This is a genomic window from Streptomyces sp. NPDC087215 (assembly GCF_044744885.1).
In the GTDB taxonomy this organism is placed as follows: Bacteria; Actinomycetota; Actinomycetes; order Streptomycetales; family Streptomycetaceae; genus Streptomyces.
Genome location: NZ_JBIUZD010000011.1, coordinates 202,217 through 217,493, shown reverse-complemented (window position 1 = coordinate 217,493; position 15,277 = coordinate 202,217). Strand labels below are relative to the sequence as shown.

Genomic DNA, 15,277 nt, shown 5'->3' with positions numbered 1-15,277 from the left:
CCCGGCGCGGGGCCCGTCCCGCGCCGGTCACGCGGGCTCCGACGAGAGGGGCGCCGCGATGTCCTCCAGGGAGCGGCGTTCCGCGTCCACCGCGAGGAAGACCGCCACCAGGCCTCCGGCGCACATCAGGGCGGCCCCGATGCAGAAGGCGAGCACGGTGCCGCCGACGTCGCCCGAGCCGGTGAGATCGGCGAAGACCAGCGGTCCGCTGATGCCTCCGGCCGCCGTGCCGAGGGCGTAGAAGAAGGCGATGGCCATCGCCCGGGTCTCCATCGGGAAGATCTCCGACACCGTCAGATAGGCGCTGGAGGCGCCGGTCGAGGCGAAGAAGAGCACCACGCACCAGCAGACGGTGAGGGTGGTGGCGGTGAGGGAGCCCCGGCCGAAGAGCCAGGCCGTCACGAAGAGCAGGAGGCCGGAGAGGAGGTACGTCGAGGAGATCATGATCCGGCGGCCGACGGTGTCGAAGAGTTTGCCGAGCAGCAGCGGGCCGACGAAGTTCCCGGCGGCGATGACGGCGAAGTAGTAGCCGGTGCGGCCGGTGGGGACTCCGTAGAAGGTGGAGAGGATGACGCCGAAACCGAAGGTGATCGCGTTGTACAGGAACGCCTGGCCGATGAAGAGCGCCAGTCCGAGCACCGCGCGGCGCGGGTAGCGGGCGAAGACGGTCCTGGTGATGACACCGAAGCCGATGCTCCCGCGCTGGTGGACGGTGATCCGTCCGGCGGGTTCCGGGAGGCTCCGGCCCTTCTCCTTCTCGATCTCCTTCTCCACGGAGCCGACGAGTCTCTCCGCCTCCTCGCCGTGCCCGTGGATGAGCTGCCAGCGCGGACTCTCCGGTACGTGCCGCCGGACGAGGAGGATGACCAGGCCCAGGACGACACCGAGGGCGAAGCTGAGCCGCCAGCCGACGTCGAGGGGAAAGATGTCGGTGTCCAGCATGACGATCGACAGCAGGGCCCCGCCGATGGCACCGAGCCAGTAGCTGCCGTTGATGACGAGATCGACCCGGCCCCGGTGGTACGAGGGGATCAGTTCGTCGATGGCGGAGTTGATGGCCGCGTACTCGCCGCCGATGCCGAAGCCGGTGAGGAAGCGGAAGAGGAAGAACCACCAGGACTCGGTCGACAGCGCGGTCATGGCGGTCGCCGCGAGGTAGACCGCCAGGGTGATCATGAACAGCTTCTTGCGTCCGTACCGGTCGGTGAGCCACCCGAAGAACAGCGCGCCGGAACAGGCTCCGGCCACGTACAGCGCGGCGGCGGTGCCGGTGACCTGGGCGGCGGTGATGTCGAGCCCGCTGCCCTCCTCCGCGAGCCGCCCCGCGACGTTGCCGACGATGGTGACTTCGAGGCCGTCGAGGATCCAGACGGTGCCGAGGCCGATCACGATCATCCAGTGCCAGCGGGACCACGGCAGCCGGTCGAGACGGGCGGGTACGGCGGTGGTGAACGTGCCCCGGCCGTCACCGGTCGCGGAGCCGCTCCGGTCGGGTTCGGGGACGGGACCCGGGCGTCGGTCCGGATCCGGTGACACCGGCGTCGTCATGCGCTCTCCCCACGGGCGGGTCCGGAGTGCACCACTCTGCGCCCCGGCCCGCCGCCCCACGACCGGAGGGACTCCGGCGGGGTCACGGGACCACCCGTACGGCCCTGACCGGGGTGGACCCCGAGGCGGTGGGCGGTGCGGGCCCCGGAAGGCGTAGGGCTCCGGCTGCGGTGGGGGACGCCCCATGCCCGTCGCGCTCCTCCCCGGGCCGGGCGTTGCCCTCTGCCGGTACGCGGCGAGCCGGGGCGCGGAGACCAAACGCGTCGGGTGCGACGCCTTCCGGGGCGGCTCGACCCGCGTCACCGTCCACCGCCGGTCCGGCACGCCCCGGACCGGCCATCGATACCGGCTGCCCGCCACCGCTCACCACTCGCTACTCGCCGCTCGCCGCTCGCCGCTCGCCGCTCAGCCGAGCCAGCCCGGCCTCACCAAGCCCGACTCGTAGGCGAGGACCACGAGTTGGGCGCGGTCCCGGGCGCCGAGTTTCACCATCGTGCGGCTGACGTGGGTCTTCGCGGTGAGCGGGCTGACGACCAGTCTGCGGGCGATCTCCCCGTTCGACAGACCGATGCCCACCAGGGCCATCACCTCCCGCTCCCGCTCGGTGAGGACGCTCAGCGCCGCCGCCGTGGCAGCCGGGGCCTTGGAGCGGGCGGCGAACTCCTCGATCAGCCGCCGGGTGACCCCCGGCGAGAGGAGGGCGTCCCCGTGGACGACCGCACGGACCGCCCGGATCAGTTCCTCGGGCTCGGTGTCCTTCACGAGGAAGCCGGACGCCCCGGCGCGGATCGCCTCGAAGACGTACTCGTCGAGTTCGAACGTGGTCAGCATGACGACCCGGACCCCCGCCAGCTCCGGGTCGTCCGTGATCCGCCGGGTGGCCTCCAGTCCGTCGAGCCGTGGCATCCGGATGTCCATGAGGACGACGTCGGGGCGCAGGGCCCGTACGCGCTCCACCGCCTCGGCGCCGTCGGCCGCCTCGGCCGTCACCTCGATGTCCGGCTGCGCGTCGAGCAGCGCGCGGAATCCCGCCCGTACCAGCGACTGGTCGTCGGCCAGCAGCACACGGATCACGGGGCCTCCTCGGAGCCGATCGAGCCGATCGGGCGGGTGGGACGGGTGGAGAGGACGGGGAGGACGGGGAGGACCGCGTGGACGCGGAAGCCGCCGTCCGGACGGGCGCCCGCCTCGACGGTCCCGCCGAGGGCGGCGGCCCGCTCCCGCATCCCGGCGAGCCCGTTGCCGCTGCCGCCCGCCTCGGTCCCGGTGGCGGGACCGTCGTCGTCGACCGTCAGGGCCGGACCGCCGGAGCCGTGGGCGATCCGGACCCGGGCGGTACGGGAACCGGAGTGGCGCACCACGTTGGTGAGCGCCTCCTGCACGATCCGGAACGCGGCGAGGTCGGCGCCCGGCGGCAGGGGCCCAGCGGATCCGCCGGTCTCGACCGTGACGGTCAGACCCGCGGCGGCGGCCTGCTCCACGAGTTCGGGAAGCCGGTCCAGCCCGGGGGCCGGGGCGCGCGGGGCGGCCCCGGGGGCCCGGAGGGTGTCGAGGACCTGACGGACCTCGCCGAGCGCCTCCTTGCTGGCCGCCTTGATGGTGGTCAGCGCCGAGCGGGCCTGTTCCGGGTCGGAGTCCAGGAGCGCGAGACCGACGCCCGCCTGCACGTTGATCACGGAGATCGAGTGGGCGAGCACGTCGTGGAGTTCCCGGGCGATCCGCAGGCGTTCCTCGTCGGCGCGGCGCCGTTCGGCGGCGGCGCGCCCGGCCCGCAGTTGCGCCCCTTGCTCGCGCCGCACCCGTACGGCCTCCGACGCGGCGAGCACGGCCACCGCGAAGGCCGCCGCGGGAAGTTCCTGTCCCCAGGGCGCGGGGCCGTCGCCGGTCGGGGGCAGCCAGCGGTAGAGCCAGTGCGCGAGGAGCAGATGGCCCGCCCAGAGCAGGCCGAGGGCCCAGGCGGCGGCGGTCCGGTGGCCGTGCACGACGGCCGCGAAGCAGGCCACGGCGACCAGGGCGAAGACCGGGCCGTACGGGTATCCGGCCGCCAGGTAGCCGAGGGTGACGGCCACCACGCCGAACACCACGGGCACGGGCCACCGGTGACGGAACAGCAGCGGTGCGGCACCGAGCAGCAGCAGGGCGCGCCCGAACGTATCGAGGGCCTCCCGGTCCGTCTGCCCGTGTGCCGCGAACCCGCTCCCCGCGACGACGGCCAGGGCGATCACCACCGTGGACCGCCAGGGCAGCCACCCGCCGGTACGGGCCCGGTCCCAGCGGTCCCAGCGGTCCCAGCGGCCAGGGTGGCCCTCGTGAACCCGCTGGTCCCAGTGGCCCTGGTCTCCCTGGTCGCCTTGGGGGCTCCGGTGGCTCCGGTGGGTCCATCCGCCCCCGTGGTCGTGGTGGCCCCGGTCGCCACGGCGGTCCCCGTGGGCCCCGTGGTGTCCGTGGGCTCGGCGGCCCCACGGGCGCGGGGGTCCGTCCGTCGGCTCCTGGTCCATGTCCGCCACGCTAGCCGCGCCCGCGCCCCGGGGGCGTCAGCCCGGCGGGGTGGTCACCCGTACTCCCGGCGGAGTAGCCGGAGCGGGAGGGGCGGTACGGCGGGGAGGGGCGGACGGGGGGTGGGTGGGCGCGAGTACCGGGGGCGTTCAGCCGCGCGGCAGCAGGCCCACGTCCTGGCCCAGTCGGCGGGCGGCGGTGGCGAAGAAGGTGTCGCGGTCCTCGACGACCCGGTGGAACTGGCCGAAGACCTCGAAGGAGATGAGCCCGAAGAGCTGCGACCAGGCGGCGACGAGGGCCACGGCGAGCGCCGGGGGGAGGTCCGGGGCGATGTCGGCGGCGAGGCGGGCGGCCTCGGGCCGGAGGGCCTCGGGGAGCGGCGGGAGCGCGACGCCCTCGCTCTCCTGGGCCCGGCGGGCGATGCCGACCAGGGCGAGGCCGACGCGGGCGGCGGGCACGACGGTGTCCTGGGGGGCCGTGTAGCCGGGGACCGGGGAGCCGTAGATCAGGGCGTACTCGTGCGGATGGGCGAGGGCCCAGCTCCGGACGGCACGGCAGACGGCGGTCCAGCGGTCCAGGGGGCGCTGGGCGGTGGTCTCGGCGAGGGCCAGTTCGGCGGCGGCGCCGACGGCGTCGTAGGCGTCGACGATGAGGGCCGTGAGGAGGTCGTCGCGGCTCGGGAAGTAGCGGTAGAGCGCGGAGGACACCATGCCGAGCTCGCGGGCGACGGCCCGCAGGGACAGCTTCGCCGCGCCTTCGGCGGCGAGCTGGGCGCGCGCCTCGTCCTTGATGGCGGCGGTGATCTCGATACGGGCGCGGGCGCGGGCTCCTCGGACGGTCGTCATGGAGAGCAGTGTAACCACTTTCAGAGCACCGATACGAAACGAGAGCACCGCTCTTGAATGTGAGCGGCAAAAGGTGCACACTGATCTCAAGCGAGAGCAGTGCTCACGGTTTAGCCCTCGCAATGGCTCAGGCCGCCCGGCCTCCGCCTCACCCTGCGCCCACCCCGCCCCGACACCCCAGGAGGACGACATGCCCGCCCACTCCCCCCAGCCCACCGACCCCAGCTCCAGCTCAGGTTCCGGCTCAGGTTCCGGCGCGGCCTCCGGCTCCACCACCTCCACCGCCTCCACCGCCTCCACCACCACCGTCTCCGCCTCCGCCCACGTCATGAAGCCCGGGTGGTTCACCGTCCACGTCCTCAACCGGGCGGTCGCCTGGGCCACCCGCCGGGGCGTCAGCGTCTGGGGCTCCCGTGTGCTGGCGGTCCGTGGCCGCAAGAGCGGCGAGTGGCGCCGCACCCCCGTCAATCTGCTCACGGTGGACGGCGCCCGCTACCTCGTGGCCCCCCGGGGACACGTCCAGTGGACCCACAACATGCGGGCGGCGGGCGGCGGACGGCTGATCCTCGGCAAGCACGTGCAGGAGTTCACCGCCGTCGAGGTCGCCGACGACGACAAGCCCGTCCTGCTGCGCGCCTATCTCAAGCGCTGGAAGGCCGAGGTCGGCGTCTTCTTCGGCGGGGTCGGCCCCGACTCCTCCGACGGGGAACTGCGCGCCGCCGCCCCCAGGCACCCCGTCTTCCGCATCACGCCGACGGGCCCCACCACTCCGGCGGCATGAGCCGTCCGGCGCGGTGGAGCCCGTACGCCCACTCGTCCTGTCGTCGTCCCGCTGTCGTCCCGCTGTCGTCCTGTCGTCGTTCCGGGACCCGGTGCCGCCGGTGGGTCTCAGACCGACCCCGGCGCCTCCGGCGCGTCCTGGCCCTTCACGGCCCCGTCGTCCGGGCCACCGGCCCGCACGCCCTCGATCCCGCTCTCCTCTCCCCGCACGGCTTCGTCCTCCGCGCCCCCGGCCTCCTGCGCCGCGCGTTCCCGCTGGCTGACGCCCCGGCCCGCGGGGCCCACGCCCGACGAGGTGTCCATCCGCTTGTCGAGCAGCTCGATCGCCCGCCGGGCCATGCCGTTCGAACGGACCATGCCGCCGAGCGTCGCCGAACCCCGGGTGATGTCCGCGAAGGCGTTCCACGCGGGCCGCAGACCCGTGATCGCCGCGTGCAGCAGTCCCGGCCGCCGCTCGAAGACGGCGAGCATCCGGCGGCCGACCGCCATCTCGACACCGAGGCCCGCCTTGATGGCGAAGGCGTAGTTCAGTGCCTGGCGGCGCGCGTCCACCGCGTCGTTCGCCTCGGCGACCCGGACCGCCCACTCACCGGCGAGCCGACCCGAGCGGAGCGCGTACGAGATGCCCTCGCGGGTCCACGGCTCCAGCAGACCGGCCGCGTCGCCGCAGACCAGGACCCGGCCGCGGGAGAGCGGCGAGTCGTCGGTGCGGCAGCGCGTCAGATGGCCGGAGGAGAGGACGGGCTCGAAGCCGGACAGGCCGAGCCGGGCGACGAAGTCCTCCATGTACCGCTTGGTCGCGGCGCCCTCGCCGCGCGCCGAGATGACGCCGACGGTGAGCGTGTCGCCCTTGGGGAAGACCCAGCCGTAGCTGCCGGGCATCGGACCCCAGTCGATGAGGACCCGGCCCTTCCAGTCCTCGGCCACCGACGGGGGCACCGGGATCTCCGCCTCCAGACCCAGGTCGACCTGCCCGAGCTTCACCCCCACATGAGCGCCTATCCGGCTGGCGCTGCCGTCGGCCCCGACGACCGCGCGCGCGAGGACGGTCTCGCCGTCGGCGAGGACCACGGCGACCGTGCGCCGGTCCGGCACCGCCGGGCCGTGCTGCTCCACCCGGCTCACGGTCGCGCCGGTGCGCAGCTCGGCACCGGCCTTCTGGGCGTGCTCCACCAACTGGGCGTCGAACTCGGGCCGGTTGATGAGCCCGAAGAGCATCCGGCGCGAGCGGCGGGTGCGGGCGAAGCGTCCGTCGAGGGAGAAGGTGACGGCGTGCACCCGGTCCTGGAGGGGCAGTTCGAAGCCGGGCGGCAGGGAGTCGCGGGAGGGGCCGATGATGCCGCCGCCACAGGTCTTGTAGCGGGGCAGCTCCGACTTCTCCAGGAGCAGTACGCGACGGCCCGCGACCGCCGCGGCGTAGGCGGCGGAGGCTCCGGCCGGTCCGGCGCCGACGACCACGACGTCCCAGACGTCGGCGGGCTCGTCGGCCGCCGGGGCCGACGGGGCGTCAGCCGGGGCCGTCGCGGGGGCCGGGACGTCGGCCGGGTCCCCGGCGAGCGGCGCTTCCGTACCCCCGCCCATGTCCCCGTCCGGGCCCGTGCCCCGGTCCGTGTCCCCCGACACCCGCGCACCGAAGCCGTCAGGAGCCGCGCCGCCGGGCGCGGTCTGCTCCGGGCCGGTGTGCTCTGCGGTGTGCTCCGGACCGGCGTTCTCTGTGTGCTCGCTGCTCACGATGTGCTTCTGCTCCTGATCCGACCGGTGGTCTGCTCCTGACGCATCCTACGGCGCGGTAGCCAGGGGCCCGCGCCGTAGGATCGGCGGTGCGTTCGCCGTACCACGACATACGTCGATCGCCGTCCTCTTGTCTTAACGTCGCACCCACCAGGAGCGTGCCCATGACCTCGAATCCGATCGCCGAGACCGTCCGGTCCCTGATGCCCCGGGCCAAGGCCGAGCTCACGGAGCTGGTGGCCTTCGAGTCGGTGGCGGACGAGGCGGTGGCGCCCCGCAGCGAGTGCGAGAGCGCGGCGAACTGGGTCGCGGACGCCCTGCGCGCCGAGGGGTTCCAGGACGTGGCGCTGCTCGACACCCCGGACGGTTCGCAGTCCGTCTACGGCGTTCTCCCCGGCCCGGTGGACGCGCCGACGGTGCTGCTCTACGCGCACTACGACGTGCAGCCGAAGCTGGACGAGTCGGCGTGGCTCAGCCCGCCGTTCGAGCTGACCGAGCGGAACGGGCGCTGGTACGGGCGCGGCTCGGCCGACTGCAAGGGCGGTGTGGTCATGCACCTGCTCGCGCTGCGCGCCCTGAAGGCGAACGGCGGCGTCCCGGTGACGGTGAAGGTGATCGTCGAGGGTTCCGAGGAGCAGGGCACCGGCGGTCTCGAGCGGTACGCCGAGCAGCACCCCGAACTCCTCACCTCCGACGCCATCGTCATCGGTGACGCGGGCAACTTCCGGGTGGGCCTGCCGACGGTGACGGCGACCCTGCGCGGGATGACGATGATCCGGGTCGGGGTGGAGACGCTGGAGGGCAATCTGCACTCCGGTCAGTTCGGCGGCGCCGCGCCGGACGCGCTGGCCGCGCTGATCCGGATCCTGGACTCGCTGCGCGGGCCCGACGGCTCCACGGTGATCGACGGGCTGCCCGCCGACAGCGCGTGGGAGGGCCTGCAGTACCCGGAGGAGGACTTCCGCCGGGACGCGAAGGTCCTCCCGGGCGTCGGTCTGCCGGGCTCCGGCACGGTGGCCGACCGGATCTGGGCCCGTCCGGCCGTCACCGTGGTCGGCATCGACTGTCACCCGGTGGCGGGCGCGACCCCGTCGATCCCGTCCTCCGCCCGCGCCCAGATCAGCCTGCGGGTGCCGCCCGGCCAGGACTCCGTCGAGGCGACGAAGCTGCTCTTCGCGCACATCGAGAAGCACACGCCGTGGGGCGCCCGGGTGACCCTGGAGCAGGTCGGCCAGGGCCAGCCGTTCCAGGCGGACACGTCGAGCCCGGCGTACGCGTCGATGGCGGAGGCGATGAGGATCGCGTACCCCGGTGAGGAGATGCAGGCGGCGGGCATGGGCGGGTCGATCCCGCTGTGCAACACGCTGGCCACGCTGTACCCGGACACGGAGATCCTGCTGATCGGTCTGAGCGAGCCGGAGGCGCAGATCCACGCGCCGAACGAGTCGGTCTCGCCGGAGGAGCTGGAGCGCCTCTCGGTGGCCGAGGCGCACTTCCTGGTCAACTACGCCCGTTCGAAGCAGGTCTGACGGGCGGCGGCCGGTTCAGCGTTCGGCGAAGCTCGCCGAGAGCGTAGAGCCATGGGGCGGACCCGCGCGGCCGCGTAGGTTCGCCCCATGGAACCGATTCGGGTCACTTCGCGGCTGCACCTCCTCGACCATTCCATCGGACAGTCCTACCTGTGGCGGGACGGGGACGAGCTGACTCTCGTCGACGCGGGCTGGGCCGGTACGGCGGACCGCACGGCGGAGGCGATACGGCGGGCGGGCGGCGACCCGGACCGGCTGCGGCGGATCGTGCTCACCCACTGCCACCGGGACCATGTGGGCGCGGCGGAGGAACTGGCGGACCGGTACGGCGCCGAGATCCTCGCCCACCGGCTCGACGCGCCGGTGGTCCGGGGCGAGGCCCCCGTACCGGAACCGGATCTGCTGGACTGGGAGGTCCCGTTGTTCCGGCACGGTCTGACCGTGCCGGAGGCGCCGCCGACCCGGGTCGACCGGGAGGTCGAGGACGGGGAGGAGCTGGGGTTCGGCGACGGGGCGGTGGTGGTCCACACGCCGGGGCACACACCCGGTTCGATCGCCGTCCATCTGCCCCGCCACGGTGTGCTGTTCACCGGGGACACGGTGGCGTCGGTGGAGGGGGTGATGTTCGGGGTGTTCCATGTGGACCGGGCGCTGGCCGTGGAGTCGATGCGGACCCTCGCCGGGCTGGAGCCCTCGGTCCTGTGCTGCGGCCACGGCGCTCCGGTGACGGAGGACACGGCCGCCCTGCTGAAGGCGGCCGTCAAGTAGCTCCCGGCGGGACGGTGGCCGGATGCGCCCCCGGTGGGGCGTGGTCCGGGCGGGGCGTGGCCCCCGGCCGGTCTGCCGGACGGCCGCGCGAACGCGGTGCGAGGCGGACGGCCGCGTGGACGGGGCGGGAACGGCGGCACCTCCGGCCGACCACGCTGACGAGGCAGGGGCTGCGGCCCCTCCGGCCGACCACGCTGACAGGGCGGGGAACGACGGCCCCTCGGACCGGCCGCTCAGCCGTCCTGGGGGGCGGGCGGTCAGCCGACGGGGACGCCCGCCTCCAGGTTGAGGACCGTGCCGCGTTCGCGGGCGCGCAGGGCCCAGTGGAGCCGGCGGTAGCGGACGGGCGGCAGGAGGTGGGCGGCCTCCTCCTCGGTGACGAAGCGCCAGTCGCGCAGTTCGGCGCCGGGGAGGCGGAGGCGCGCGGTGTCGGCCGGGCCGAGCCGTCCGCCGTCGAAGAGGAGGCGCAGCCCGCCGTGGCCCGGCGGCTCGGGCCGTTCCCAGTCGACGAGCAGCAGCCGGGGCACGGTGTCGAGTTCGATGCCTATCTCCTCGGCGACCTCGCGCACGCCCGCGCGTGCCGGTGCCTCGCCGGACTCGACGACGCCGCCGGGGAACTCCCAGCCGGGCTTGTACGTCGGGTCGACGAGCAGGAAGCGGTCCTGGTCGTCGAAGAGGAGGACCCCGGCGGCGAGGGTCTCCCGGGTGGGCTCGGGGGTCTGGACGATCCCGCAGGGGGCGGCGAGGCCGCTGCGGACGGCGTCGGCGACGGACCGGGCGGCCTCGGGCGGGGTCAGTTCCGAGGTGTCGACGGCGTGGGCGTCGGCGGCGAGCCAGCCGAGGGCCGCGCGGTGGGACGCGATACGGCCGTGGCACCAGGCACGGACGCGGGCGTCGGTGTCGGGGTCGCCGTAGTCGGCCCGCCCGTCGATCCGCGCCCGCAGGATCGTTTCCTCCGGGAAGAGGTGGATATGGCGCACATCGATGCGGCGGGCGGCGAGCCCGCCGAAGATCTCGTCCCGGTACTCCTGGCGCAGCAGGGTCATCGGCACGACCAGGACACCACCGGTCTCGGCGAGCAGGGCGGCGGCCGTGTCCACCACCAGGCGCCGCCAGATCGGCAGGTCCTGGTAGTCCTCGACCTCCGCGAGCCGTTTGGCCGACAGGAGGGCCCGCAGGCTCCCGCCGGTGGTCTCGGGGTCGTACAGCGTGCTGTTCGGGATCAGCTCGACCAGTTCGCGTGCGGTGGTGGTCTTTCCCGCGCCGAACGCGCCGTTGAGCCAGACGATCACGATTCCCCCTCTTCGACGGCCCCCTGTGGCTTGCCCGCAACACCCTGCCACGGAAACCCGCGAACACTTGTCCGGGGGCACGCCCGCGCGTGGTGAGGTGCCTCCGGTCGCTCACCGGGGCGGGTCGCCGACGCCCGGCGCTCACCCCCGCGAGGGGGATCGGTCCCGCCACGGTGTCCGCTCCCGCACCGACGCGGGCCGTCGGCCCCGGTGCTCACCGCCGGGCCGACGACGCTCCCACCCCGGCCGCCCGCCTTCCGGGCGCCCGCTTCCCGGGCGCCCGCTTCCGGGCCGCGGGGACTTCCGGGCCGCTCACCTCCAGACCGACGGGGTTCCCGCCCCCGGACCGCCGCTCGCGCTCCCCCCGGTGGCCGTCCCCGGCCCGTCGGCCCCCGTCCGGCCCGTGGCCGTCCCCGCTCCGGCGGCCGCCGCCGCGCCCAGCAGGCCCGCGTCGGTGCCGGTGACGGCGGGGACGACCGTCAGGTCCCGGACGAAGGACAGGGTGGCGTAGTCGGCGAGGCTGCGGCGGAGAGGGGCGAAGAGGACCTCGCCCGCGCGCGCGACCCCGCCCCCGACGACCGCGATGTCGATCTCGACGAGGGTGGCCGTGGCGGCGATGCCCGCCGCCAGGGCCTGGGCCGCCCGCGCGAAGGAGGCGACCGCGACCGGGTCACCGGCCCGCGCGGAGGCGGCCACCGCCGCCGCGGAGACATCGCCGTCCCGGCCCGGCCGCCAGCCGTTCTCCAGGGCCCGGCGGGCCAGGTGGGGGCCGCTGGCGACCCGCTCCACACAGCCGCGTCCTCCGCAGGCGCAGGGCTCGCCGTCCAGGTCCACCACGATGTGACCGATGTGACCGGCGTTGCCCGTGGGGCCGGGGTGGAGCCGTCCGCCGAGGACGAGACCGCCGCCGACGCCCGTGGAGACGACCAGGCACAGCGCGTTGTCGTGGCCCCGGGCCGCGCCGAGCCAGTGCTCGGCGGCGGTCATGGCCACGCCGTCCCCGACCAGGGTGACGGGCCGCCCGTCCGTCGCCCGCCGCACCCGGTCCACCAGCGGATAGTCCCGCCAGCCGGGCACGTTGACCGGACTGACCGTTCCCCGGTGCGCGTCCACGGGCCCCGCGCTGCCGATGCCGACGGCACCGGCGGAGTCCCACAGCGGCGAACCGGAGAGCTCCGTCAGCACCTCCTCGACCGCGCGCATCACCGTTCCCCCGTCCTCGCGCGCGGGCGTGGGCCGCCGCGCCCGGACCCGGATGCGGCCCTCGGTGTCGACCAGAGCACCGGCGATCTTGGTGCCGCCGATGTCGAGGGCGACGACGAGGCCGCCGGTGGAGCCCGTGACGGAATCGGTCTGCATGGGCGCGGGGTCTCCAGTCGACGGCGGACGGAAGCGGGACGCTCTTCCGTATCAGTCTCTCCCGCCGTGACAACGTTGTCCAGGTTCTATGCTTCGGTCGGAGACGGACAACTCGGAGAAACGACACGGGGAGATGACACGGGAGACGGCCTGGCGTCCCGCCCGGGAGGCCGCACGTCCCCGGCCCCCACGACGGAGGAATCGCGCACGTGGCCGACACCGCCCGCCGCCCCGACCACCGCTACGGCACCCGGCCCACGATGAAGGACGTCGCCGCGCGCGCGGGCGTCGGCCTGAAGACGGTGTCCCGGGTGGTGAACGGCGAACCGGGGGTGACCCAGGACACCGAGCGGCGGGTCCAGGAGGCCATCGAGATCCTCGGTTTCCGCCGCAACGACAGCGCGCGCGTCCTGCGCAAGGGCCGCACCGCGACCGTCGGCCTGGTCCTGGAGGATCTCGCCGACCCGTTCTACGGGCCGCTCAGCCGGGCGGTGGAGGAGGTCGCGCGGGCGCACGGGGCCCTGCTGATCAACGGGTCGAGCGCCGAGGACCCGGACCGGGAGCAGGAGTTGGCGCTCGCCCTGTGCGCGCGCCGGGTCGACGGCCTGATCGTGATCCCCGCCGGTGACGACCACCGCTATCTGGAACCGGAGATCAGGGCGGGCGTCGCCACCGTCTTCGTGGACCGTCCTGCGGGCCGCATCGACGCCGACGCCGTGCTCTCCGACAGCTTCGGCGGGGCCAGGGACGGCGTGGCGCATCTGATCGCCCACGGCCACCGCCGGATCGGCTTCATCGGGGACCGTCCCCGCATCCACACGGCGGCCGAGCGGCTGCGCGGCTACCGCGCGGCCATGGAGGACGCGGACCTCCCGGTCAGGGACACCTGGGTCGCGCCGGGATCCACCGACCCGGGACGGGTGCGTACGGCGGTACGGAAGATGCTGGCGGGGCCGGAGGCCGTGACGGCGGTGTTCACGGGGAACAACCGGGTCACGGTCACGGTCGTCCGGACCCTGGCCGAGCACCCCCGGCCGGTCGCCCTGGTCGGGTTCGACGACATCGAACTCGCCGATCTGCTCGGCATCACGGTCATCGCGCAGGACGCCGCCGCACTCGGCCGGACGGCGGCGGAGCGCCTGTTCCGGCGGCTGGAGGGGGCGGGCGGGACGCCGGAGCGGGTGGTCCTCGGCACGAGGCTGCTGGCCCGGGGCTCGGGCGAGATCCGGCCGCCGGACGCCTGAGGACCGGGCGGGGCCCCGGGTGGCCGAGCGGCCACCCGCCCGGCGGCGGAGCGCGTCCCCGGTACGGGTCCCCCGGGACCGGACCTCCCGGGGCGCGGGTACGTACGCGGGGCATGAGTGCGGGTACGGCTGCGCGGACCGCGCGTGAACTCGTTCAGGGTACGGGGCAGTTGGCCGGATCCTGATCATGCGCCGGATCCTGAACATGAATGGATCAGGCCGGGACGGCTTTTCGGCTACTCGGCGGAGGCGGTGAGATCGCCCCGGCGGGGTGCGGCGAAGCGGTCGAGCGCGGCGCGGTCCATGCCGGTGAGGGCGTCGACCTCGGCGGTGTCGAGGGCGCCGCAGTCGATGCCGCGCAGCAGGTAGGAGCTGAGGGCCTTGGCGGTGGCGGGCTCGTCCATGACGTCGCCGCCCGCGTGGTTGGCGTAGGCGGAGAGGCGCTCGGCTGCGGCCTCGAAGCCCTCGCGGTAGAAGGCGAAGACGGCGGCGTAGCGGGTGGGGATGTGCCCGGGGTGCATGTCCCAGCCCTGGTAGTAGGCGCGGGCGAGGGCGCGGCGGGTGAGGCCGTAGTGGAGCCGCCACGCCTCGTGGACGTGCTCGGTGCTGCCGACGGGCAGGACGTTGGTGGAGCCGTCGGAGACGCGGACGCCGGTGCCCGCGGCGGCGACCTGCATGACCGCCTTGGCGTGATCGGCGGCCGGGTGGTCGCTGGCCTGGTGGGCGGCGGAGACACCGAGGCAGGCGCTGTAGTCGAAGGTGCCGTAGTGGAGTCCGGTGGCGCGGCCCTCGGCGGCGCCGATCATACGGGCGACGGCGGCGGTGCCGTCGGCGGCGAGGATGGACTGGCTGGTCTCGATCTGGATCTCGAAGCCGAGGCGGCCCGCGTCGAGGCCGTGGGCCTTCTCGAAGGCCTCCAGGAGCCGGACGAAGGCGGAGACCTGCTCGGGGTAGGTCACCTTGGGGAGGGTGAGGACGAGGCCGTCGGGGAGGCCGCCGTGCTCCAGGAGGCCGGTGAGGAAGACGTCGGTGGTGCGGATGCCCCGGTCGCGTACGGCGGACTCCATGCACTTCATCCGGATGCCCATGTAGGGGGCGGCGGTGCCGTCGCGGTACGCCTCGGAGATCAGGCGGGCGGCGCGGGCGGCGTCCTGGTCCTCGTCGGTACCGGAGTAGCCGTCCTCGAAGTCGACGCGGAGGTCCTCGACGGGCTCGCGCCGGAGCTTGGCGACCACGCGCTCGTGGACGTCCCCGGCGAGGGCGTCGGGGAGGCCGAGGACCCGGGCGAAGGAGTCGGCGTCGGGGGCGTGCTCGTCGAGGGCGGCCAGGGCCCGGTCGCCCCAGGAGCGGACGGTCGCGGCGTCGAAGACGTCACCCGGTACGTACACGGTGTGGACGGGCTGTCGGGTGCCGGGGTCCCCGGGGTAGCGGCGGTCCAGCTCGGCGTCCACGGCGGCGAGGGAGGCGCTGATGCCCTCGCTGACCGCGCCCGCGAGGCTCGTCGACACCTTCTCCTGCTGACCCATCCCACATCCTCCTGTTTCCGCTGCACGGAATCAATAATCCGTATGGCGAAGTTAGTAGTCCGTCAGGACTCCCGTCAATGGGTGTCCGAAACGGCCGGGGGCCGCGCGGCGATGATCGCCACGCGGCCCCCGGACCGTACGGAACAGCAGGTCGGACCT

The 15,277-nt window shown here is 74.3% G+C and carries 13 protein-coding genes; 5 read left to right on the top strand and 8 right to left on the bottom strand.

Annotated elements, in window-relative coordinates; genetic code table 11:
• Positions 1-27 precede the first annotated feature (27 nt).
• The gene (locus tag ACIO92_RS25820; RefSeq protein ID WP_401238946.1) at positions 28-1,548 is read right to left on the bottom strand and encodes an MFS transporter; all 1,521 of its coding nucleotides are present in this window, start codon (positions 1,546-1,548) and stop codon (positions 28-30) included.
• A gap of 184 nt (positions 1,549-1,732) precedes the next feature.
• Here ACIO92_RS25820 and ACIO92_RS25815 point away from each other — a divergent pair, with 184 nt between their 5' ends.
• Positions 1,733-1,993 (top strand): hypothetical protein, encoded by a 261-nt coding sequence (locus ACIO92_RS25815; protein WP_402282899.1) that lies wholly within the window; start codon positions 1,733-1,735, stop codon positions 1,991-1,993.
• Here ACIO92_RS25815 and ACIO92_RS25810 read toward each other — a convergent pair.
• The 3 genes from ACIO92_RS25810 to ACIO92_RS25800 form a co-directional block, all read right to left on the bottom strand.
• Entirely contained in the window at positions 1,954-2,622 is a 669-nt protein-coding gene (locus tag ACIO92_RS25810; RefSeq protein WP_402058977.1) for a response regulator, read from the bottom strand. The two genes, ACIO92_RS25815 and ACIO92_RS25810, sit on opposite strands and share 40 nt — an antisense overlap.
• Positions 2,619-4,055 (bottom strand): sensor histidine kinase, encoded by a 1,437-nt coding sequence (locus ACIO92_RS25805; protein ID WP_402058975.1) that lies wholly within the window; start codon positions 4,053-4,055, stop codon positions 2,619-2,621. Before ACIO92_RS25805 ends, ACIO92_RS25810 begins: the two co-directional genes overlap by 4 nt.
• 138 nt (positions 4,056-4,193) lie before the next feature.
• Positions 4,194-4,889 (bottom strand): TetR/AcrR family transcriptional regulator, encoded by a 696-nt coding sequence (locus tag ACIO92_RS25800; protein WP_402058973.1) that lies wholly within the window; start codon positions 4,887-4,889, stop codon positions 4,194-4,196.
• Between the two features lie 328 nt (positions 4,890-5,217).
• Between ACIO92_RS25800 and ACIO92_RS25795 the strand changes: the two genes are divergently transcribed.
• The gene (locus tag ACIO92_RS25795; RefSeq protein WP_366442722.1) at positions 5,218-5,670 is read left to right on the top strand and encodes a nitroreductase family deazaflavin-dependent oxidoreductase; all 453 of its coding nucleotides are present in this window, start codon (positions 5,218-5,220) and stop codon (positions 5,668-5,670) included.
• A 107-nt stretch (positions 5,671-5,777) separates the two neighbouring features.
• Here ACIO92_RS25795 and ACIO92_RS25790 read toward each other — a convergent pair whose 3' ends face one another.
• A complete protein-coding gene (locus ACIO92_RS25790; protein ID WP_402282902.1) occupies positions 5,778-7,400 on the bottom strand; it encodes a geranylgeranyl reductase family protein in 1,623 nt (540 codons plus the stop codon).
• Positions 7,401-7,564: 164 nt separating this feature from the next.
• Here ACIO92_RS25790 and ACIO92_RS25785 point away from each other — a divergent pair, with 164 nt between their 5' ends.
• Complete coding sequence (locus ACIO92_RS25785) at positions 7,565-8,929, top strand: dipeptidase (RefSeq protein WP_402282904.1); 1,365 nt, start codon at positions 7,565-7,567, stop codon at positions 8,927-8,929.
• Positions 8,930-9,016: 87 nt separating this feature from the next.
• Complete coding sequence (locus tag ACIO92_RS25780; protein ID WP_366442560.1) at positions 9,017-9,697, top strand: MBL fold metallo-hydrolase; 681 nt, start codon at positions 9,017-9,019, stop codon at positions 9,695-9,697.
• Between the two features lie 257 nt (positions 9,698-9,954).
• Here ACIO92_RS25780 and ACIO92_RS25775 read toward each other — a convergent pair whose 3' ends face one another.
• The gene (locus tag ACIO92_RS25775; RefSeq protein WP_366442561.1) at positions 9,955-10,989 is read right to left on the bottom strand and encodes an NUDIX domain-containing protein; all 1,035 of its coding nucleotides are present in this window, start codon (positions 10,987-10,989) and stop codon (positions 9,955-9,957) included.
• 312 nt (positions 10,990-11,301) lie between these two features.
• Positions 11,302-12,348: an ROK family protein gene (locus tag ACIO92_RS25770; RefSeq protein WP_402282906.1), complete on the bottom strand. Its 1,047-nt coding sequence runs from the start codon at positions 12,346-12,348 to the stop codon at positions 11,302-11,304.
• A gap of 209 nt (positions 12,349-12,557) precedes the next feature.
• Between ACIO92_RS25770 and ACIO92_RS25765 the strand changes: the two genes are divergently transcribed.
• Positions 12,558-13,592, top strand: coding sequence for a LacI family DNA-binding transcriptional regulator (locus ACIO92_RS25765; protein ID WP_366442563.1), 1,035 nt, complete (start codon positions 12,558-12,560; stop codon positions 13,590-13,592).
• 236 nt (positions 13,593-13,828) lie between these two features.
• Here ACIO92_RS25765 and ACIO92_RS25760 read toward each other — a convergent pair whose 3' ends face one another.
• Positions 13,829-15,118, bottom strand: coding sequence for a DUF6986 family protein (locus ACIO92_RS25760; RefSeq protein WP_366442564.1), 1,290 nt, complete (start codon positions 15,116-15,118; stop codon positions 13,829-13,831).
• Between the last annotated feature and the right edge of the window lie 159 nt (positions 15,119-15,277).